This window comes from Rhizobium sp. KNZ14-9A, assembly GCF_056755015.1.
Genome location: NZ_JBPGXB010000004.1, coordinates 1,705,184 through 1,727,109, shown reverse-complemented (window position 1 = coordinate 1,727,109; position 21,926 = coordinate 1,705,184). Strand labels below are relative to the sequence as shown.

Annotated in this window: 11 protein-coding genes; 7 read left to right on the top strand and 4 right to left on the bottom strand. The window is 61.0% G+C overall.

What is annotated here, in order from left to right; all coding sequences use genetic code 11:
* Window positions 1-24 precede the first annotated feature (24 nt).
* Window positions 25-1,104, top strand: coding sequence for an ABC transporter ATP-binding protein (locus ACR9ZQ_RS38265; protein WP_481430457.1), 1,080 nt, complete (start codon window positions 25-27; stop codon window positions 1,102-1,104).
* Between the two features lie 6 nt (window positions 1,105-1,110).
* Here ACR9ZQ_RS38265 and ACR9ZQ_RS38260 read toward each other — a convergent pair whose 3' ends face one another.
* Both ACR9ZQ_RS38260 and ACR9ZQ_RS38255 read right to left on the bottom strand, forming a co-directional pair.
* Window positions 1,111-1,947 carry an inositol monophosphatase family protein gene (locus ACR9ZQ_RS38260; RefSeq protein ID WP_481430456.1) on the bottom strand — a complete coding sequence of 279 codons (837 nt, stop codon included), beginning with the start codon at window positions 1,945-1,947 and terminating at the stop codon, window positions 1,111-1,113.
* A gap of 130 nt (window positions 1,948-2,077) precedes the next feature.
* Complete coding sequence (locus ACR9ZQ_RS38255) at window positions 2,078-3,109, bottom strand: LacI family DNA-binding transcriptional regulator (protein ID WP_481430455.1); 1,032 nt, start codon at window positions 3,107-3,109, stop codon at window positions 2,078-2,080.
* Window positions 3,110-3,319: 210 nt separating this feature from the next.
* Between ACR9ZQ_RS38255 and ACR9ZQ_RS38250 the strand changes: the two genes are divergently transcribed.
* The 5 genes from ACR9ZQ_RS38250 to ACR9ZQ_RS38230 all read left to right on the top strand — a co-directional run bounded on the left by ACR9ZQ_RS38250 (window position 3,320) and on the right by ACR9ZQ_RS38230 (window position 10,196).
* On the top strand, window positions 3,320-4,603 hold the full coding sequence (locus ACR9ZQ_RS38250) for an ABC transporter substrate-binding protein (protein WP_481430454.1): 1,284 nt from the start codon (window positions 3,320-3,322) through the stop codon (window positions 4,601-4,603).
* Between the two features lie 98 nt (window positions 4,604-4,701).
* Window positions 4,702-5,634 (top strand): carbohydrate ABC transporter permease, encoded by a 933-nt coding sequence (locus ACR9ZQ_RS38245; RefSeq protein ID WP_442207678.1) that lies wholly within the window; start codon window positions 4,702-4,704, stop codon window positions 5,632-5,634.
* Window positions 5,631-6,482 carry a carbohydrate ABC transporter permease gene (locus tag ACR9ZQ_RS38240; RefSeq protein ID WP_481430453.1) on the top strand — a complete coding sequence of 284 codons (852 nt, stop codon included), beginning with the start codon at window positions 5,631-5,633 and terminating at the stop codon, window positions 6,480-6,482. The genes ACR9ZQ_RS38245 and ACR9ZQ_RS38240 overlap by 4 nt, the downstream gene beginning before the upstream one ends.
* A gap of 19 nt (window positions 6,483-6,501) precedes the next feature.
* Window positions 6,502-9,093, top strand: a complete 2,592-nt coding sequence (locus ACR9ZQ_RS38235; RefSeq protein ID WP_481430452.1) for a GH116 family glycosyl-hydrolase — start codon at window positions 6,502-6,504, stop codon at window positions 9,091-9,093.
* Window positions 9,093-10,196, top strand: coding sequence for an ABC transporter ATP-binding protein (locus ACR9ZQ_RS38230; RefSeq protein ID WP_481430451.1), 1,104 nt, complete (start codon window positions 9,093-9,095; stop codon window positions 10,194-10,196). The genes ACR9ZQ_RS38235 and ACR9ZQ_RS38230 overlap by 1 nt, the downstream gene beginning before the upstream one ends.
* An 80-nt stretch (window positions 10,197-10,276) precedes the next feature.
* Here the strand turns inward: ACR9ZQ_RS38230 and poxB are convergent, their stop codons facing one another.
* Both poxB and ACR9ZQ_RS38220 read right to left on the bottom strand, forming a co-directional pair.
* On the bottom strand, window positions 10,277-12,004 hold the full coding sequence (gene poxB, locus ACR9ZQ_RS38225) for a ubiquinone-dependent pyruvate dehydrogenase (RefSeq protein WP_481430450.1): 1,728 nt from the start codon (window positions 12,002-12,004) through the stop codon (window positions 10,277-10,279).
* A 231-nt stretch (window positions 12,005-12,235) separates the two neighbouring features.
* A complete protein-coding gene (locus ACR9ZQ_RS38220) occupies window positions 12,236-14,095 on the bottom strand; it encodes a TPR end-of-group domain-containing protein (RefSeq protein ID WP_481430994.1) in 1,860 nt (619 codons plus the stop codon).
* Between the two features lie 767 nt (window positions 14,096-14,862).
* Between ACR9ZQ_RS38220 and ACR9ZQ_RS38215 the strand changes: the two genes are divergently transcribed.
* The gene (locus tag ACR9ZQ_RS38215) at window positions 14,863-21,885 is read left to right on the top strand and encodes a DUF4082 domain-containing protein (protein ID WP_481430449.1); all 7,023 of its coding nucleotides are present in this window, start codon (window positions 14,863-14,865) and stop codon (window positions 21,883-21,885) included.
* Window positions 21,886-21,926: the final 41 nt, after the last annotated feature.

Sequence of the window (21,926 nt, the reverse complement as noted above, 5' to 3'; positions counted from 1 at the left end):
GCGCCGGCAGAAAGGGTTTCAAGAATGGCACATCTGGCGATCGAAGGCGTTGCGAAGAGCTTCGGCCACACCTTTGCCGTCCGTGACTTCTCGCTCGAGGTTGGAGACGGCGAACTCGTCTGCCTGCTCGGCCCATCAGGCTCAGGCAAATCGACGCTGCTTCGCATGATCGGCGGCTTCGAGCGGCCGAGCGAAGGCAGCATTCGCATCGACGCCAGGGATGTGACGAATCTGCCGCCGGAGCGGCGCCCGACCGGCATGGTCTTCCAGAGCCATGCGCTCTGGACGCATATGGATGTCTTCAACAATATCGCCTTCGGCCTGAAGCTGCGGCGCCTGCCGAAGGCCGAAATCCGCCAGCGCGTCGAGGACGCTCTCGCCCTCGTCGGCCTTGCCGATTACGGGCGGCGCGCAGTGACTCAGCTTTCCGGCGGCCAGCAGCAGCGTGTCGCACTTGCCCGCTCGCTCGTTCTTGAGCCGAAGATCCTGCTGCTGGACGAGCCTTTCGCCAGCCTCGACCAGCATCTGCGCGAGCGGTTGCGAGAGGAGGTCCGCGACATCCAGCAGCGGCTCGGCATCACAACATTGTTCGTCACCCACGGTCAGGACGAGGCCCTGGCACTTGCCGACCGCATCGTCGTCATGCGCGATGGCCGCACAGAACAGGTGGCTCCGCCGAGCACAATCTATCGCGAGCCACAGACGGCTTTCGTCGCGGGCTTCATAGGCTCGATGAATTTCGTTGAGAGCGAGATCCGCAACGGGGTCTGCACGCATCCGCTTTTCGGCTTTTCCATTCCCGCTGCGGATGGTCCGGTGACGCTGGCGATGCGCCCGGAAGCCCTGACGGTGCGCCCTGTCAGCCGGGCGGCAGACGCGACCGTCCACCGGGTCAGCGATTTCGGCACGCACAAGATTGTCGATATCGACCTTGCCGATCATGTCAGGCTGAAGGCAATGGTTGCGCCGACCGACATGATCAGAGCCGGGATGGTCGTCACCACCAGCTGCTCCGGCTTCTTCGCCTTTCGCGACAATGCGCTGATCCACCAGTCGGCAGTGGCACAAACGGCTGCAACCGTGCAGCCGCTCTTTACGGCCTGACGTGTCTCAGGCCTTCGGCTGAAAACCTTCCTGCAGCCAGGGATAGAGTGCCTTGCTTGCCGCCAGGATGTCGCCTTTGCCGGTGACGGCGGCGCCTGAAAATCTCGTGACGATACCGCCCGCTTCCTCGACCATCAGTGCCGAGGCGCCAAAGTCATGGACCGACAGGCCGTCCTCGAAAAAGCCGTCCAGCCGGCCGCAGGCGACATAGGCGATCGAAAGCGCTGCCGAACCGAGACGACGCACGCCGGCGGTATTGGCCATAAGGCGCTTGACGGCATCGAAATAAAGCTCTTCCGGGACCGCCTTGACCTGGCCGGGGATCGGCAGGCCGGCACCGACGAGCACGTTCTGGATATCGGCAACCGCGGCGCAATGGATCTGTTCGCCGTTCAGCCAGGCGCCGCTGCCGGCCTCCGCACTGAAGAGCTCGTCCTGCATGGCGTCATAGACGACGCCCGCAACGACACGGCCGCCGGCCTCGGCGATCGAGATCGTCATGCCGAAATGCGGGATGCCCCAGGCAAAATTGGTCGTGCCGTCGATCGGGTCGATATAGATGACCGGTGCATCCGCGCCGGCCTGGCGGTTGCCGACCTCTTCCTCGCCCTGGATCGCATAGGCGGGGAATGCGCCCATCATCTCCTCGACGATGATCCGTTCAACCGCGACATCGATTTCCGTCTGGTAATCGCGCGGCGCCTTGTGGACCATCTCGGCGGCCGTGCGTCGTCTGAGCGCATTGCGCGCCGTCTCTCCTGCCTTGAGGGCTGTTTCGGCGAGTACGAGAAGGCGAGGCGAGGCTGTTGGTGACAGACGCGCGGCGGTCGAAGACAATTTCATGAAGACAATCCGTGTGATGACTGAGGATGGCGAGCAGTTCAGTACTTCTCATTGCAAATGCGCATGATGCTTTTATGAAGCGAACACAATGGTATGCGACGCCGCGCCGATCTCAATCGACTGCTGCTTCTCAGGTTATGCTCTCTGCCCGCTCGGCTGCGGGTGCCGCGCAGGATTCGCGAAGGATCAGCTTTGGGGAAAAGATCGTCCGCGCGGCATTTGGCGGCGTTTTGTCGGAGATCTCGCTGAGAAGCGTGGCGATCGCCTTTTGGGCCATCTCAAGCACCGGGGCCGCAACGACTGTCGGCGGTGGGTTCATGATGTTTGCAAAATCGAAATCGTCTATCCCGATGACCGAGACGTCATCAGGCACTCTAATACCCAATTCGCGCAGCGCATTCAGGACGCCGAGCGTCATCATGTTCGACAGTGCAAAAATCGCGGTCGGCGGATCCGGCTCGCGCATGCGCCCGATCGTGCTGTCGTGCGCGAGCGCCTGGTCGAAACGCCCCTGAAGCAGCAGACCTGGATCAACCGGCAGGTTATGGGCAGCATGGGCTTGCATATAGCCGGCAAGACGATCTTCACCGGTGATGATGTTGTTGCGCCCGACGGTCACTGCAATCCGTCTGTGACCAAGGCCGATCAGATGCTCCGTGGCGATGCGGCCGGCGGCGATATTGTCTAGCTTGATCACGTCATAGGGCAAGCCCTCGATGAAGCTGTCGAGCAGGATCGTCGGCACATGGATCTTGTCGACCATGCGGGCGCCATGTTCGGCATCCGAGCGTGTCGGAATAATGATGAGCCCTTCGACGCGCTGCATGCGCATCATGGTCAGGATCTGCTGCTCGCGATCATGATCCTCGCTTGTCGAATAGACCGCCGCCATGTAACCGGCATTGAGGCAGGCGGATTCGACGACCTTGGCGACCTTGGCGAAATGTGGGTTGGTGATATCGGGCAATATCAGGCCGATCAGCCGCGATCGGCCCATGCGCAGGCTGCGCGCGCCGCCATGCGGGATATATCCGATGTCGCGGACGGCAGCCTCGACCTTGGCGATCACCTCGTCGCTGACGGGAGCTGAACGATTGAGTGCAGCTGAAGCCGTCGATATGGCGACACCCGCCCGTTTCGCCACATCCTTGATGGTGGCCATCCCGTCCCTCCGGAGCTTTTTCTCGGGCCCTCTTGCCATGAGAGCGTTCTGATGCTCTTATACGAAACGTTTCGACTAAGCAAATGACGCAACGCGGAACCGGAGAGGAACTGGGTCCGCGATATCTGAGAAAGAGCATACGAAACGTTTCGACCGGTGGAGGCCGGGACATATGGGAACGCGCCGGAGGTGGCGCAAAGGGAGGATCACATGCATGAGTTCTCGCGGCGTTCGCTGCTGATTTCGTCTGCCGCTCTTGCCGTCGGCGCAAGTGTCGGCCGTGCCTTCGCGCAATCGGATGTCACGGCGACCCTGAAGATGCAGGGCTTCGGCGGTGACGCCGAACTATCGGCCATGACCAACGCGATTGCGCGTTTCAACAAGAAATATCCCAACGTCAACGTCGAGCTTTCCGTCGATCCGATTTCGACCGGCTGGGGCGACTATGTCACCAAGGTCTTCAGCCAGTTCAATTCCGGCCAGCAGGCCGATGTCTATGGCACGGCGATCGAGACCTTCCAGAGCTTCTCGTCGCGCTCTCTCTTTCTGCCGCTCAACGATTTCGTGGCCGCCAACCCGGGCTTTTCCGACTTCGCGCCGAGCCTCTTCAAGCAGTCGAGCTACAAGGGGGATATCAACTATATCCCGATCGGCTGGAACAACATCATGATCAACTACAACAGGGATCTGTTCGACAAGGCCGGGATTGCCTATCCGAAGGACGGCAAATGGACCTGGGACGAATTCCGCGACGTCGCCAAGAAGCTGACGGTCAAGGATGCGTCGGGCAATGTCACCCAGTTCGGTTATGAGGTGCCGAACCAGAACTTCTTCGTCCAGCCATGGTTCTTCTCGAATGGCACCGGCGCTATCAACGACGAGTGGACGGCATCCAACATGCTCGACCCCAAGGTCGCCGAAAGCCTGCAGTTCCTCCATGACCTCATCCATGTCGACGGCGTCTCGCCGATCCCTGGCAAGGATATGATGGACAACCAGTTCATGGCCGGCCAGGTGGCGATGATCAGTCGCGGCCACTGGATCGTCCAGAGCGCCAAGAACAACAAGCTCAACATGGATGTCGCCATTCCGCCGAGCAAGGTGACCGACACGACCGTGATCGGCTTCGGCGGTTACGCTGTCGCCAAGACGAGCAAAGAGCCCGATCTTGCCAAGGCGCTGATCCTTGAGCTGACAAGCGAGGAGACGCAGAAGGAGGAGGGCGAAAAGGGTGGTGGCGTTCCCGGCCGCAAGTCGGCCGCCGAGACCCCGGGGTTCCTGAGCTTCCCGCCGAGTGCCGCGCTCTATTACCAGACGCTGCCGAACACCAAGGCTGTGCCGTCTCCCGCCAATTTCCAGGAAGTCGAGAAGATCTTCATCCGCTACTACACGGCAATGATGGCCGGCGAGGTCTCGATTGCCGATGGCGTGAGGCAGGCAGATGCAGAGCTCAACGCCTCCTTCGAGCGGCTGAAGAAGCGCATGGGCGGCTGATCGATCTAGGGTTCTCACGATCGCCCTCCCGCCGTCGCGGCCGGGTGGCATGTTGCCATACAGGCATCTGCCATTCCGGGCGCGGCGGATGACAAACCATGTCCGCCATTCGAGCAGATGCCATGACCGCCACTTTCGAAAGACACCAGCCTTCACAGCTACGCCGCGCACAGGCAGCGACCGGCTATCTCTTCGTGCTGCCGGCAACGGTGCTTTACCTGACCTTCGTCATCGCGCCTGTCATCGTCACAACGATCCTCGCCTTTGCCTATTACGATCCAATGCTCGGTTCGCAATGGGTTGGTTTCGACAACTTCGTCCGCTTCTTCACCGATCAGCGCTCGCTTCAGATCCTCTGGAACACGCTGCGCTTTGCGCTCTTTGCCGTCACCTTCAACGTTTCGATCGGGCTTGTACTGGCGCTGGCGCTGAACCGCGCCATGCCGGGCTGGCTGCTCTATTTCTTCCGGCTCGCCTTCTTTCTGCCCGTCATCATCGCTGCCGCCTTCGTCTCGATCGTCTGGACTTATTTTTATGGCGATGATCTCGGCGTCATCAATTATTACCTGCGGCTGATCGGTCTGCCGGGTGTACGCTGGCTCACCGATGCCGGCCAGGCGATGACCTCGATCATCATCATGGACGTCTGGAAGAATACCGGCTTCTTCATGATCATCTTCATTGCAGCCCTGCAGGGCGTGCCGAAGAATATCCTGGAGGCGGCGGTGATGGACGGGACGCCTGCCTGGCGCCAGTTCTTCCGCATCACGCTGCCCTATATCTCGCCAGTCGTCTTCTTCTGCATCGTCTACGCCTCGATCGGCGCGCTGCAGGTGTTCGAATCGATCGTCATCCTGACGCAGGGCGGTCCGGGTGACGCCACGCGCTCGCTGTCGATCCAGATCGTCGAGGAGGGCTTCGGCAGCTTCCAGATCGGCTATGCCGCCTCGATTTCCGTCGTCATGACCGTGATCATCCTCATCATCACCGCCATCCAGCAGGTCCTCTCGCGCAAGTGGGTGCAGCAATGAACAGTATGATGCAGACACGCGCGGCCCGGCGCTGGATCGACTGGGCGATCATCGCCACCATGGTGGTGATGGCGATCGGCATGCTGCTGCCCTTCCTCTGGTTGTTTTCGATGTCGTTCCGGCCGGTCTCGGATGCCTACAAGCTGCCGCCGAGCTTCCTGCCGCCGAATTTAAACCTCACCAACTATCGGCAGGTGCTGGCCTCGCGCGTGCCGTTCCTGGAGATCTATTTCAACTCGGTCATGATCGCCGTCATCGTCACCGTCGGCCAGATGGTGACCTGCACGTTCGCGGCTTTCGCCTTCGCCAGGCTGAACTTCCGCGGACGCGATACATTGTTCTTCATCCTGCTTATCGGACTGATGTTTCCAGCCCAGGTGACGATCCTGCCGATCTATCTCGGCTATGCGCGGCTCGGCCTGCTCGACAAGCCGATCGGGCTGGCGCTTATGTATCTCACCTCCAGTTTCGGCATCTTCCTGGTGCGGCAATTCATGCTCAGCCAGCCGAAGGCGCTGGAGGAAGCGGCGCTGATGGATGGCGCCGGCTATTTCAAGATCTTCTGGCGGATCTCGCTACCGCAGCTTCGCCCGGCACTCTCGGCCCTCGGCATTATCACTTTCACCCAGACCTGGAACTATTATTTCCAGGCTAAGGTGCTTTTGAGCTCGAATGAATCGCTGACGCTTCCGGTCGCGATGGACGTGCTGCGCGGCTACATGGCCTCCGGCAATCTCTCGGTGGTGATGGCGGCGATGAGCATGTCGATCCTGCCCGTCGTTCTCCTCTTTCTCCTCGCCCAGAAATTCGTGATCGAAGGCATCACGATGAGCGGCATCAAGAACTAACATCAGGGACATTGATTTCATGTGGGATGATCTCGCTTCCATCGAACCTCGCTTTGCCTATAAAGGCGCGCGCACGCGCCATATTGCTTTTCCTCTCGGCGGCATCGGCTCCGGCGGGCTGTCGATCTCCGGCAGCGGCCGGCTGATCGATTGGTCGATCCGCAACCGGCCGGCGCTGCAGGGCTATAACGGCTACTCGCATTTCGCCATCAAGGCCGAGAAGGGTGGGGAACTGGTCGATGCCCGTGTGCTCAACGGCCCCTATGATCTGAACCCTTCCGGCGCGCCGGGCCTGCGCAAGATGTTCGACGGTTTTGGCCATGGCGCCAACCGCCAGACGCTGGTCGGCGTGCCGCATTTCCAAGAGGTCGATTTTTACGGGCGTTTCCCGATCGCCGATCTCGTCTTTAACGATCAGCGTTTCCCCGGCGGCGTCAGGCTGACGGCGCTGAGCCCTTTCATTCCCCACAACGACCGCGATTCCTCGATGCCGGTTGCGATGTTCGAATTCGATGTTGTCAACGATACCGCGGACGAACTGACCTATACGCTTGCCGGCACGCTCGGCAATTACGGCTCGAACAGCGGCATCCACACGTTCAGACAGGAAGCTGGGATCAGCAGCCTGCATCTGACCTCGTCTGACACGACGGTGCCGGCGACGCAACGCGGCGATCTGACGATCGCAACGGATGCTGATGATGTCGAGCATACCGACCATCACTATCGGGGCCAGTGGTTCGACGATCTCTCGGTCTACTGGAAGGAGTTTGCAAGGCCCGGTCGTCTGCCGAAGCGACACTACGATGAACCGCGCAGCTCCCGGCACATGAGCCTGCAGCCGGAACACGGCACGCTCGGCGCCCGCTTCGTCCTGGCACCCGGAGGACGTAAGAAGCTGCGCTTCGTCATCACCTGGAACTTCCCGCAAGGCGATGTCTACTGGGCCTATCGCGACAAGCCTGATGGGGCCATTCCCGATCGGCCAACGCCGAGCTGGACGAACTATTATGCGACGCAATGGGCGGATTCGACCGCAAGCGCTACTGAAGCCCTGACGCGCTGGGACGCATTGCACTTGCAAACCGAAGCCTTCCGGAACGGACTTTTCGAAACGACGCTTCCGGCAGAAGTCAAGGACGCGGCGAGCGCGACGCTGGCGCTGCTGCGCACCGCGACCTGCATCCGGCTGGAGAATGGCGAACTCTGGGCCTGGGAAGGCCAACATACCCAGGATGGCTCCTGCGAGGGCACCTGCACCCATGTCTGGAATTACCAGCAGGCGGTCTCGCATCTTTTCCCTGCCATTGAGCGGACGCTGCGCGAGACCGAATTCAGCTACAATCAGTTGCCGACCGGCGGGCTGACTTTCCGCCAGAAGCTGCCGCTCGGCTCAGGTTTCGATATTATCGGCCCCTGCGCCGACGGGCATTTCGGCGCGATCATCAAGACCTATCGAGACTGGAAGCTTTGCGGCGATACCGAGTGGCTGCGCCGCTACTGGCCGAATGTCAAACGAGCCATCGAATATGCCTGGTCGCCCGAAAATCCTGACCGTTGGGATCCCGATCGGACCGGCATTCTCTCAGGCCGCCAGCATCAGACCCTCGATATGGAACTGTTCGGGCCGAACTCGTGGCTCGCCTCCATGTATGTGGCGGCCCTTCTCGGCGTTTCCGAAATGGCGGCGGTCCTCGGCGATACCGAGCTCTCGGAAAAGACGGCGCGCATGGGCAAAGCCGGTGCGGCCTATATCAATTCCGAACTCTTCAACGGCCGTTGGTTCACTCAGAAGATCGATCTCTCCGACAAGGACGTGCTGATACCCTTCGATGTCGGCCGCGCCGCCGGCGTTCTCGCCGATGGTTTCATGGAAACCTACTGGTCGGAGGAATTCCAGGAGCTCAAATACCAGATGGGCGAGGGCTGCATCTCCGATCAGATCCTCGGCCAATGGCATGCGGAGGTCGCCGGGATCGGCGGGTTCCTCGATGCCGACAAGGTCAGGATCGCGCTGAAATCGGTGCACAGGAACAACTTCCGCCCGACGCTGGAAGATCACTTCAACCCCTGCCGCAATTACGCGTATGAGGACGAGGCCGGGCTGTTGATCGCAACCTATCCCGAAGGCATTCGCCAGCCGATGGTCGCTGCGCCCTATGCCGAAGAGGTCTGGACCGGCATCGAATATATGGCCGCCTCGCACCTCATCATGCATGGCCTCATCGAGGAGGGCATGGATATTGTCTGCGGCGCCCGCAACCGCCATGACGGTTCGCGCCGCAACCCCTGGAACGATATCGAATGCGGCTCCTATTACGCACGCTCGATGTCGGCCTGGCAGCTGGTCAACGCCTTCTCGGGGCTCAGCGCCGATTTCGTCTCCGGCACGCTTGCCTTCGCACCGAAAGTGCAAGGCGACTATCGTCTATTTTGGTCAGCCGGCAGCGCATTCGGCACATTGACCCGCAAGGGCGATGGTCTCACTCTCGCCGTGCTCGGAGGCAGCCTCAGGGTCGCTGAAATCTCGGTGGACGATTTGAAGCATCGCCTTGCTGGGAACACGCCCATCGAAGCGGGCCAGTCGATTGAACTTAAGACGGTGGCATAATGGCCGGCATTGAACTCAAGGCAGTCCGCAAGGCCTTTCAAAGTCTCGAAGTCATACACGGTATTGATCTCGCTATCGCCGACGGTTCGTTCACCGTCTTTGTCGGGCCGTCCGGCTGTGGCAAGTCGACCCTCTTGCGCATGATGGCAGGGCTGGAGGAGGTCACGTCAGGGGAAATCCGCATCGATGGCCAGCGCTGCGACCATCTTCTGCCATCCGCGCGCGGCATGGCGATGGTCTTCCAGTCCTATGCGCTTTATCCGCACATGAATGTCGAGCAGAACCTCAAATTCGGCCTGGAGAACCAGAAACTTGCCAGGCAGGAGATCGCCGCCCGCGTCGCCAAGGCGGCCAATATTCTGCAGATCGAGCACCTGATGAGCCGTCGCCCGAGCCAGCTGTCCGGCGGCCAGAGCCAGCGTGTTGCGATCGGCCGCGCCATCGTCAAGGAGCCGAAGGCCTTTCTCTTCGACGAGCCGCTCTCCAATCTCGATGCCGAACTGCGTGTAAAGATGCGCGGGGAACTGATCAGCCTGCATCGGCGGCTGAAGTCGACGATGGTCTACGTCACGCATGATCAGGTCGAGGCAATGACCATGGCCGACCAGATCGTCGTGCTCAACGAAGGCCGCATCGAACAGGTCGGCCCGCCGATCGAGCTTTATGCGCGCCCGGCCAACCTTTTCGTCGCCCGCTTTCTTGGCGCACCGCCCATGAACCTTCTCGCGGGCCGGATCGCGCGCAGTGGTGACACGATGGGCGTTTCGCTTGAGGACGGCACCCACATTCCCTTGCCCGGTCGCCAAGTCGATTTGCCCGATGGCGCCCCGGTCACATTCGGCATAAGGCCCGAACATTGCGAAATCGGAGAGGGCAGCCTGCAGATCGTGGTCGGCGACACCGAAGTCCTCGGTTCGGAAACGATCATCCATGCCGGGACGGCGACCGGGAATGGCTTCACCGTGGCACTGCGTGGCATCAGCCGGGCAGTCTCGGGCGAACGGATCCCGATCGTCATACGAGAACCTTTCGTTCATCTGTTCAACGAGGCTGGCATGACGATCGGTTCTGGCAGTGATTGGCGCGATGCCTATCTGAATTGAATCAAGCTTCATCGGCTTCTACAACCTGCCGGCCGGGGTCGAAGCCGTCGGCAGGGTTTCCATCTACTGTAGCGTCCCATTCACCGAGACAGGAAATTCGAGACAGTCAGGTCCACGAGTTCGTCTCCCCGGCCATTCATCACCGCGCGAATGGCCCAGAGACCGAAACCCTTCACTTGCGCTGCTTCGATCCTGGGCGGCATCGACAATTCCTGCGTATTGGTAACGACGTCGAGCAGTGCCGGGCCGGGATGCGCCAGGATTTCCCTGATGGCACCGTCGAGTTCGGCGGGATCCTCCACGCGAACGCCATGGACTCCGGCTGCGCGGGCAACCGCCGCAAAATCCGGATTCTTGAGTTCGGTGCCGGTCTCAAGGAAGCCGGAAGCCTTCATTTCCATCGCCACGAATCCGAGAACGGAATTGTTGAAGACGACGACCTTCACCGGCAGATTCTGCTGAACGAGCGTCAGGAAGTCACCCATCAACATGGCAAAGCCACCATCGCCGGACATGCTGATGATCTGGCGTTCCTTATATGTTGCCTGTGCGCCTATTGCCTGGGGAAGGGCGTTGGCCATCGACCCGTGAACCAGGGATCCGATCAGGCGACGCTTTCCGTTCATTTTCAGGTAGCGTGCAGCCCAGATCGTGGGGGTCCCGACATCGAAGGTGAAAACGGCGTCGTCGGAGGCATGTTCGCTCAGAAGGCGTGCAACATATTGCGGATGAATCTTGCCGCCCTCTCTGCCGGTGGCGAGGTCGTCGAGGCCTTCCCGCGCCTTCTTATAGGCGGCAAGGCAGGCATCCAGATGATCCCGGTCCGTTCGCTCCGTCAGCTTCGGCAGCATTGCCGCCAGTGTCGATTTGACGTCGCCGACGATTGCGAGATCCAGCGAGGCCCTGCGGCCAAGATTTTCCGGGCGAATGTCCACCTGCGCGATCTTGGCGTCGGTCGGGTAGAACTGCCGATATGGGAAATCGGTGCCGAGCATAAGAAGCGTGTCACACTCCAGCATGGCCTTGTAACCCGAAGAGAAGCCGATCAGACCGGTCATGCCGACATCGAAGGGATTGTCCCACTCGACATGTTCCTTGCCGCCGAGCGCGTGGACAATGGGCGCCTTGAGCCGATCCGCAAATGCGATCAATTCGTCATGCGCCCCTTCGCAACCGCGTCCGCACAGAAGGGTGACTTTCGAACTGTTGTTGAGCAGCTCCGACAATCGATCGATCTGATCGTCCGCCGGCACGACGTTCGGCTGGGACAGCGTGAGTGCGGCCGGTGTCGAAATCTTCGCGGTGAAATCGCTCAATGCCACGTCGCCGGAAATGACCACGACGGCAACGCCGCGCTTTCCGATAGCCGTGCGAATGGCCGTTTCGATGACTGCCGGCAATTGCTCCGGATGGCTGACAAGTTCGCAATAGTGGCTGCATTCCCGGAAAAGCTGGTCGGGATGCGTTTCCTGGAAATAGCCTCTGCCGATTTCGGCCGAAGGTATCTGCGCGGCAATGGCCAGGACGGGGACACGCGAGCGATGGCAGTCGAACAGGCCGTTGATGAGGTGGAGGTTGCCCGGGCCGCAGCTTCCGGCGCACACGGCCAGTTCGCCACTGAGGTGGGCTTCGGCCCCCGCCGCGAAGGCTGCCGTTTCTTCATGACGGGTATGGACCCACTCGATGTCGCCTCTTTTTCGAAGCGCTTCCGTAAGCCCGTTCAGACTGTCTCCGACTACGCCATATATCCGCTTGACCCCGGCCGAATGCAGCACCTCTGTCAGGACATCAGCTACTTTGGACTTCATCGAAAGGCTCCCGGGCTTTGGGTTTCAGGTGGATGGTAAAAGGAAGCTAGGCCTCGCTCTACGCTTCTCAACCCGGAGAATTATCAGAGTGGCGGAGACACCAAACTGGACCTTGGTGTAGGTGCCGGCAGAGAAGAAGCCCGTTTGCCCGATACCGCAGGACGCAGCCTATCAGCCGAGAGTATAGGGGTCGCTTCGCGCTCTCCATTGACGTCCTTCTTCTGCCGTGACCTATGCTTCCACCTGTTCCCGCTCTTTCATCGCTTCTGCGACGAGTTTCATGAAGCGCGGATGCCGGCGCAGGTTGTCCAGGTCGGAATCATGGGTGAACCATTTGATGTGGTAGACTGAACTGCGGGGCAGCAAGCCCTCCAGGATATTGATCGCCCGTTCCACATGGCCGAGTACGGAGTGGACGCAGGCGAGATTATATTGGGCGACGATATCATCGGGATCGATGGCGCTTGCCCGTGCGGCCCAATCGCAGGCCCGCGCTGCATCACCGAGATGGGCAAGGGCAAGCGCGCCGCGATGGGCGGGGCCGGAATTTTCCGGGTTCTGATTGAGCGCCCGCTCGGCTCTTTCAATGCCCATGCGCGCCCAGCTTTCCTTGTCCACCGTCCGTCCGAGAGAATGATACGAGGACATCAGGTGGATCGGCGAAACATAGTCGTCGGGGCGGATTTCGGCGGCACGGCTAAAGTAATGCACCGCCTCGGCGAAATTCCCGCGCATGAAGAAGATGCGGGCATAGTGGAAATTTGCTTCATAGAGGTTGGGATCGAGCGCCAGCGCGCGTTCGAAGGATGCCGTGGCCTCGTCGTCCTCGCCGTTTTGATGCAGCGCCAGGCCGCGGGAGGCATGGGCCTCGGCGAGGTCGGGATCGAGTTCCAGGGCTCTGGCGCTCATTGCGAGGATACGCTCCAAGGGCACGTCGTCAGGTGCCCAGTCGCGGATCGCGGCATCGCAATCGGCGATGCCGGCATAGGCGCGGCCATAGTCCGGATCGAGCTCGACGGCCTTGTAGAACATGCGCCGGGCAAGCTGCAGATAGGATTTTGTCCAGGTATGGGAGAGCTGCCTTCCTCTCAGGTAATAGGTATAGGCTTCGACATTGGCCGTCGGCTCGGCGGCGATCGCCTTGCGTTCCTCCGGCAGCAGCCGCACCTTCAGCTGGCCGACGATCGCGTTGGTGATCTCGTCCTGGATGGCGAAGATATCGGTGAGGTCGCGATCATAGCGTTCGGCCCAGAGATGATCGCCGTTCGTCGTATCGATCAGCTGGCCGGAGATGCGCACCCGCTTGCCGACGATGCGCACGCTGCCTTCCAGCATATAACGCACGCCAAGCTCTTGGGCGACCTGCTTCACCTTCACCGATGTGCCCTTATAGGTGAAGACGGTGTTGCGCGGCACCACATGCAGGCTGGAGACCTTGGAAAGATCGGTGATGATGTCCTCGGTGATGCCGTCCGAGAAGTAATCCTGATCGGCATCGCCGCTCATATTGGTGAAGGGCAGGACGGCGATGAAACAGGTGTTGCGGTTCTGCGCGACGAGGCGGGCAGAACTCGGCTTCTCGAAGGAAACCGTGTAGACCTGCACCGGCTGGCGGATATTTTTGAACACGTGTTCACCTAAAAAATCGAAGCCGAGATTGAGGCGTGAACCGACCTGATCCCGAACGGTTGCCGATACGGCAATGCCGCCAACTGGAGCAATGCCTTCCAGGCGCGCGGCAAGGTTGACACCGTCGCCGAAAATATCGTCATTTTCGACCACGACATCGCCGAGATTGATGCCGATGCGGAATTCGACGCGCTCTTCCTTCGGCACGTTTTCGTTGCGCACGGCCATGCTGCGCTGGATTTCGGCGGCGCAAGCCACGGCATTCACGACGCTCTGAAACTCGGCCAGGATGCCGTCGCCCGTCAGTTTGACGATACGGCCCTTGTAATCGGATATGCGGATGTCGACCAGTTCGCAGCGATGGCGGTTCAAAGCCTGCAGCGTGCCCGTCTCGTCCATGCCCATGAGCCGGCTGTAGCCAACCACATCGGCAGCGAGGATGGCACTCAATCGCCGCTCCATGACCCTCTCCATGGATTGTCTCATGTCAGTTTCTCGCTTTTTCCAGATTTTGACCGCGCTAGGACTCCCTCCCTTGCAACCGATATCTTTCGGTTCGGCGTGCTGTCACGGCGGCGCAGAGCCTATATCGTTACGGCGCAGCATCAATACTCCGAACGGGCGAAGATTGCGCCAAACGATAGCTCTTTCGGATGGGAAAGACCCCGGATGTGCTGACGTGCTCAATTTTGAGGCCGTGCGTCGATTTTGGAATGCGTCTCGGAAGAAGGGGTCGGGCGCAGCGCGCTCGAACCGGTCCTAGGACATCGTCTCGTGGCCCGTTCCTTGCCTCTGAGAGCCTGCGAGGTCGCCGTCGTCAAAAGCCGCGCTCCATCGAAGCGCGGTTCGATTTGTATAGGCCCGGTCGGTTACCTAGCAGGTAATTTTCCGCGATCCCGTTTGCCGCGGAAGAGCGACAAAATGCTCTGCCAAGAGGAGTTGGCAATCGACAGCGACTGGATTGTCAGTTTCTGCGTGTGCAAGGCAGCGAGCTTGGCGGGGTGCGCCAGTAGCCGTGCGTGATGCGAAGCAGATCCGACGACCGTACCGCTTGTTGTCTCGCGAAAGGCAAGTCGCGCGTCCACGCAAAAGCCCGTTTGCCTAAAGGATGCAGCCTGTAGGTCGAAAGGGGTAGGACATACTCGTCCACTTTTCGATTATAATCGGAGGTCCGCGTATCGAACGATCCTCATAGATTTGATCCTGGTAATTTCGCGAGAGGGCACACCATGTATCGCAACGCTCGCCGGTGGGCTTCGCGCTCACTCATGATGGATTCGTGGGTTCCCCGGTGGCTGGCCGCCAGTGGAAAGGCAAGGCCGCGCAAGGGCGCCGATCGGCCCGAGGATAGTGCTCAACTTGCGACATCCGCGCAGACAGCGGGTGGAAGCAAGGGGGGTGCCCTTGTCGGCAGTCCCGACAACAATTTTGTGCTCAGCGGACATGATGACGAACCGAGAGCGGAAACGGTCGGCGAAGCAGACGGTCGGGGCGATATTGACCAAGTGTCCCCATCCTTGGCGGATGCTTTCGCAGCGGCGCGCGAAACGGGTGTTGGAAGTGGAAATTCTGCCGCGTCTGTTCTGTCGGCCCATAATCCGGTTTTTGCACCTTTCGAGCGGAACGCGAACGGCGCCGCATTGCCCCCTTATCGCACCTATGCTGGCATGGGCACCATAGGCGACGATCCCCTGGCTCCGTATCTGCCGCAGAGCCCCGCACCGACAGCGTCAGGGCAAGGTTCCGCCACCGTAGCGGGTGCACGCGCTCACTCCGGCAAGGTGGTCATTCTCGAATCGAGCCCGTCAGCAGCGGCTGCTGCGCACCACGGTGGATCGAATTCATTGGCGTTTGGCATGCCTTTTGGTGTCTGCGGATGTGGCTATTTTACATCCCCTACGCGGATCCTCGATTGGGCCCATGGCGGCGCCATGCTTCAACAGGATGGTCAATTGCCGGGGACGAGGCTGACCGAAGGGCCGGACTATGCAGCAACGATCAAGCGGGCCATCGGTGCCTCAGTCAGCGACCCGCTTCTTGATCGTGACTTATCCCCGCTCTCGAGCTGGCGCGGAACCGCAAAGTTGACGGGCTCGACGAACTTGAACGGATCGTTGCCCGGCGGCGGAGAAATGGGAACGGCAACCGGCACCAAGGGCGTCGGCATCCTTTCCGGTTCGGTCACCACACCGCCGATCACGCAGCGGTCGTTAACGACCCAAAATCTGGCAGCCGCAGCGGCAGCGGCGCCTGTCAACAAGACCGTGGCGGAAAACCAGCTGCCGGGCAATCCGGAGAGCGAGTGGGGCATCGATGGCGCCGGCAGCTCCAATATCGAGGGATTTGCGACCGACATCAGTGTCGACAACGGCAAGACGGTCAGCTTCAAGATTGATACGGATTCCAACAACTACCGGATCGATATCTACCGCCTCGGCTATTATGGCGGCATGGGCGCGCGCAAGGTCACGACCATTCAGCACACCGGCGTGCAGAATCAACCAAATCCGTTGCGCAATGCCACGACCGGCACCGTGGATGCCGGCAACTGGGCAGTGTCGGCTTCGTGGGCCGTACCTGAAGATGCTGTCTCAGGCGTCTATATCGCCAAGCTCGTGCGGCAGGATGGCACCTTCGGCGAAAATCAGATTCCGTTCATCGTGCGCGACGATGACAGCCACAGCGATATCGTTTTCCAGACCGCTGACGAGACCTGGCAAGCCTATAACGGCTGGGGTGGCGCAAACTTCTACGGTGGCAACGGTCCGGCGACGGGGCAGGGCGCTGGTCGCGCCTATGCGGTCAGTTACAACAGGCCGATTGCGACCCGCGGCGGGGTTGGCACCTATGCCGGTCCGCAAGACTATCTGTTCGGCGCCGAATATGCGGGCATCTACTGGCTGGAGCAGAACGGCTATGATGTTTCGTACCTGTCGGGTGTCGACGTCGACCGCTATGGCAGCCTGCTGCTCAATCACAAAACCTATGTTGATGCCGGGCATGACGAATACTGGTCTGGACAGCAGAGGACGAATGTCGAAGCCGCACGCGATGCGGGCGTCAACCTGATGTTCTGGAGCGGTAACGAGGTCTATTGGCGCACCCGTTGGGGCAATGCCTACAGCGCCGACGGCACGCCTTATCGCACCCTTATTTCCTACAAGGAGACATGGTCGCCCGGCGCCAGCATCGACCCTTCCAACGAATGGACGGGTACATTCCGCGATCCGCGTCTCAGCCCACCGGCTATCGGCGGCGGAAACCCGGAAAACTCGCTGACCGGGCAGCTGTTCAAGGTCGATGATGTCGGCAGCAATCTTGCCGCGATCACGGTTGGATATGATGACGCCAATCTGCGTTTCTGGCGCAATACGAGCGTTTCCAATCTCCAGCCCGGCCAGACCGCAACGCTGACCAAGAACTATCTTGGTTACGAGTGGGACGAAGCGACCGATAACGGTTTCGATCCGGCCGGTCTCGTCAAGCTGTCTTCGACGACGCTTCCGGTCAGCACCTATTTGCTCGATTATGGAAACACGACCGGCAACGCGACCGCGACCCACAATCTGACGCTTTATCGTGCCCCGAGCGGTGCATTGGTGTTTGGCGCCGGTACTGTCTACTGGACATGGGGCTTAAGCAACAATCACGATAATGAGGCGACCCCGACCGATCCCCGCGTGCAGCAGGCAATGGTCAATCTGCTGGCCGACATGGGCATTCAGCCCGGGACGCTGCAATCCGGGCTCGTCGCCACGACCGGCTCCACGGATCATGTTGCACCGACTTCCATCATCACGGCGCCGTCAACGGCGACTGTTGGCTCCACAGTCACGATTACAGGTACCGCCACCGACACGGGCGGCGGGGTCATTGCCGGCGTCGAGGTTTCGACCGACAATGGAGCGAGCTGGCATCCGGCGGCAGGCGATGAGAACTGGACTTATACCTGGTCGCCGCAGATCGCGGGCAATTACACGATCCGCTCACGGGCCGTCGACGACAGCATCAACCTTGAAGCAGCCTCGGCAGGGCGCACGGTCACCGTGACCGGGGCGAGCTTTTATTCTCTCTTCGGCGCGGGGACGCCTGCTGTCGTCAACACCGACGATACGTCGGCCGTCGAGCTCGGGGTCAAATTCCAGACCTCCGCGGCAGGGACCGTCACCGGCATTCGTTTCTACAAGGGCAGCCAGGACACCGGCACGCATACCGGCTCACTCTGGTCGAGCACGGGTACGCGGATTGCGACCCTCACCTTCACGAACGAGACTGCCAGCGGCTGGCAGACGGCCTATTTCTCGAGCCCGGTGGCCTTGACGGCCGGACAGACTTACACGGCGTCCTACCATACGAATACCGGCCACTATTCGACAACCGCCAACTACTTCGTCTCCAATGTGACGAGCGGCCCCCTGACGGCGCCGGCCAGCGGCAACGGCGTATACGCCTATGGCAGCGCCAGTCTGTTCCCCACGAGCACCTTCGCGTCGACGAATTATTGGGTCGATGTGATGTTTACGACGCCGAGCTCGAACACGACGCCGACGGCGGTTGCCGATGCGGGTGACGCGACCGAGAAGGGTGGTGTGGCGAACGGTTCGGGTGGGGTGGTTGCGAGCGGCAATGTGCTGACCAACGACACCGATCCGGATGGCGGCGATACCAAGACGGTTACGGCCGTCGTCTTCGGCGCGACATCAGGCACGCTCGGCACGGCGCTGAACGGCACCTATGGCAGTCTCGTGCTCAGCGCATCGGGCGTCTACAGCTATGCCGTCAACGAGACCAATGCCGCCGTCCAGGCGCTGCGCCAGTCGACCAACACGCTGAGCGATGTGTTCAGCTACACGATGCGCGACACTGCCGGTGCCACCGCCACGGCAAACCTGACCGTCACCATCCATGGCGCCAATGACGCACCGGTGCTGGCCGTCCAGACGGCCACCCAGAATGCCACCGTCGGCTCTGCCTTCTCCTTCGTGCTGCCGACCACGACCTTCACCGATGTCGACAGCACCGAGACGCTGACCTATACGGCAACTGCTGCCGACGGCACGGCACTTCCCGCCTGGCTGGCCTTCAACGCCACGACACGGACATTCTCCGGCACGCCGACGACAGGCGGAACCTATGGCGTCAAGGTGACGGCGACAGACCTCGGCGGCCTTGCGGCCAACGAGAGCTTCAACATTGCCGTGTCGACGCCTGGCAACACGACGCCGACGGCAGTTGCCGATGCAGGCGACGCGACCGAGAAGGGTGGCATTGCTAATGGTTCGGGTGGGGTGGTTGCGAGTGGCAATGTGCTGACCAACGACACCGATCCGGATGCCGGCGATACCAAGACGGTTACGGCCGTCGTCTTCGGCGCGACATCAGGCACGCTCGGTTCGGCGCTGAACGGCACCTATGGCAGTCTCGTGCTCAGCGCATCGGGCGTCTATAGCTATGCCGTCAACGAGACCAATGCCGCCGTCCAGGCGCTGCGCCAGTCGACCAACACGCTGAGCGATGTGTTCAGCTACACGATGCGCGACACGGCCGGCGCCACCGCCACGGCAAACCTGACCGTCACCATCCATGGTGCCAATGACGCACCGGTGCTGGCCGTCCAGACGGCCACCCAGAATGCCACCGTCGGCTCTGCCTTCTCCTTCGTGCTGCCGACCACGACCTTTACCGATGTCGACAGCACCGAGACGCTGACCTATACGGCAACTGCTGCCGACGGCACGGCACTTCCCGCCTGGCTGGCCTTCAACGCCACGACACGCACGTTCTCCGGCACGCCGACGACATCAGGCACTTACGGTGTCAAGGTGACGGCGACCGACCTCGGCGGCCTTGCGGCCAACGAGACCTTCAATGTCGCCGTATCGACGGCGCCAACGACCTACAGCCTGTTTTCCGCCTCCAGCACGCCGACCCAGACGAACCTCAACGATGGTCAGCAGGTTGAACTCGGCGTCAAGTTCCAGTCGAACGTTGCCGGCGACATTACCGGCATCAAGTTCTACCGCAGCGCCAACGACAACGGCCAGAATGTCGTCGACCTGTGGACCACGACAGGCACCAAGCTCGCAACCGCCACCTTCACCAACACCACGGCGAGCGGCTGGCAAACCGTGAACTTTACAACACCGGTTACCATCACCGCCAACACCAACTATGTCGCCTCCTATCACACGACAGGTGCCTATGTGGCGACCAACAATTTCTATACGGCCGCCGTCACCAGCGGCCCGTTGACTGCCCAGTCGAGTGCGGTGGCCGGTGGCAACGGCGTCTACCGCTATGGCGGATCCGCCACCACAGGCATTTTCCCGAATGCCACCTACAATGCTGCCAATTACTACGCCGATGTGGTCTTCCGCCCGGCATCGACGTCGAACACGACGCCGACGGCGGTTGCCGATGCGGGTGACGCGACCGAGAAGGGTGGTGTGGCGAACGGTTCGGGTGGGGTGGTTGCGAGCGGCAATGTGCTGACCAACGACACCGATCCGGATGGCGGCGATACCAAGACGGTTACGGCCGTCGTCTTCGGCGCGACATCAGGCACGCTCGGCACGGCGCTGAACGGCACCTATGGCAGTCTCGTGCTCAGCGCATCGGGCGTCTACAGCTATGCCGTCAACGAGACCAATGCCGCCGTCCAGGCGCTGCGCCAGTCGACCAACACGCTGAGCGATGTGTTCAGCTACACGATGCGCGACACTGCCGGTGCCACCGCCACGGCAAACCTGACCGTCACCATCCATGGCGCCAATGACGCACCGGTGCTGGCCGTCCAGACGGCCACCCAGAATGCCACCGTCGGCTCTGCCTTCTCCTTCGTGCTGCCGACCACGACCTTCACCGATGTCGACAGCACCGAGACGCTGACCTATACGGCAACTGCTGCCGACGGCACGGCACTTCCCGCCTGGCTGGCCTTCAACGCCACGACACGGACATTCTCCGGCACGCCGACGACAGGCGGAACCTATGGCGTCAAGGTGACGGCGACAGACCTCGGCGGCCTTGCGGCCAACGAGAGCTTCAACATTGCCGTGTCGACGCCTGGCAACACGACGCCGACGGCAGTTGCCGATGCAGGCGACGCGACCGAGAAGGGTGGCATTGCTAATGGTTCGGGTGGGGTGGTTGCGAGTGGCAATGTGCTGACCAACGACACCGATCCGGATGCCGGCGATACCAAGACGGTTACGGCCGTCGTCTTCGGCGCGACATCAGGCACGCTCGGTTCGGCGCTGAACGGCACCTATGGCAGTCTCGTGCTCAGCGCATCGGGCGTCTATAGCTATGCCGTCAACGAGACCAATGCCGCCGTCCAGGCGCTGCGCCAGTCGACCAACACGCTGAGCGATGTGTTCAGCTACACGATGCGCGACACGGCCGGCGCCACCGCCACGGCAAACCTGACCGTCACCATCCATGGTGCCAATGACGCACCGGTGCTGGCCGTCCAGACGGCCACCCAGAATGCCACCGTCGGCTCTGCCTTCTCCTTCGTGCTGCCGACCACGACCTTTACCGATGTCGACAGCACCGAGACGCTGACCTATACGGCAACTGCTGCCGACGGCACGGCACTTCCCGCCTGGCTGGCCTTCAACGCCACGACACGCACGTTCTCCGGCACGCCGACGACATCAGGCACTTACGGTGTCAAGGTGACGGCGACCGACCTCGGCGGCCTTGCGGCCAACGAGACCTTCAATGTCGCCGTATCGACGGCGCCAACGACCTACAGCCTGTTTTCCGCCTCCAGCACGCCGACCCAGACGAACCTCAACGATGGTCAGCAGGTTGAACTCGGCGTCAAGTTCCAGTCGAACGTTGCCGGCGACATTACCGGCATCAAGTTCTACCGCAGCGCCAACGACAACGGCCAGAATGTCGTCGACCTGTGGACCACGACAGGCACCAAGCTCGCAACCGCCACCTTCACCAACACCACGGCGAGCGGCTGGCAAACCGTGAACTTTACAACACCGGTTACCATCACCGCCAACACCAACTATGTCGCCTCCTATCACACGACAGGTGCCTATGTGGCGACGGACGGCTTCTTCAACAATGCGGTGACAAATGGGCCTCTGACGGCTCAGTCAAGCGCTTTGGCCGGTGGCAATGGCGTCTATGCCTATGGCGGGTCCGCCACCGCGGGGCTCTTCCCGACCAACACCTATGATTCAGCGAATTACTATGCCGATGTGGTCTTCCGCCCTCAGCTTGCCGCATGACGCATCGGGAAGGAGGCTACGAACGGGATTCGAATGAGGCT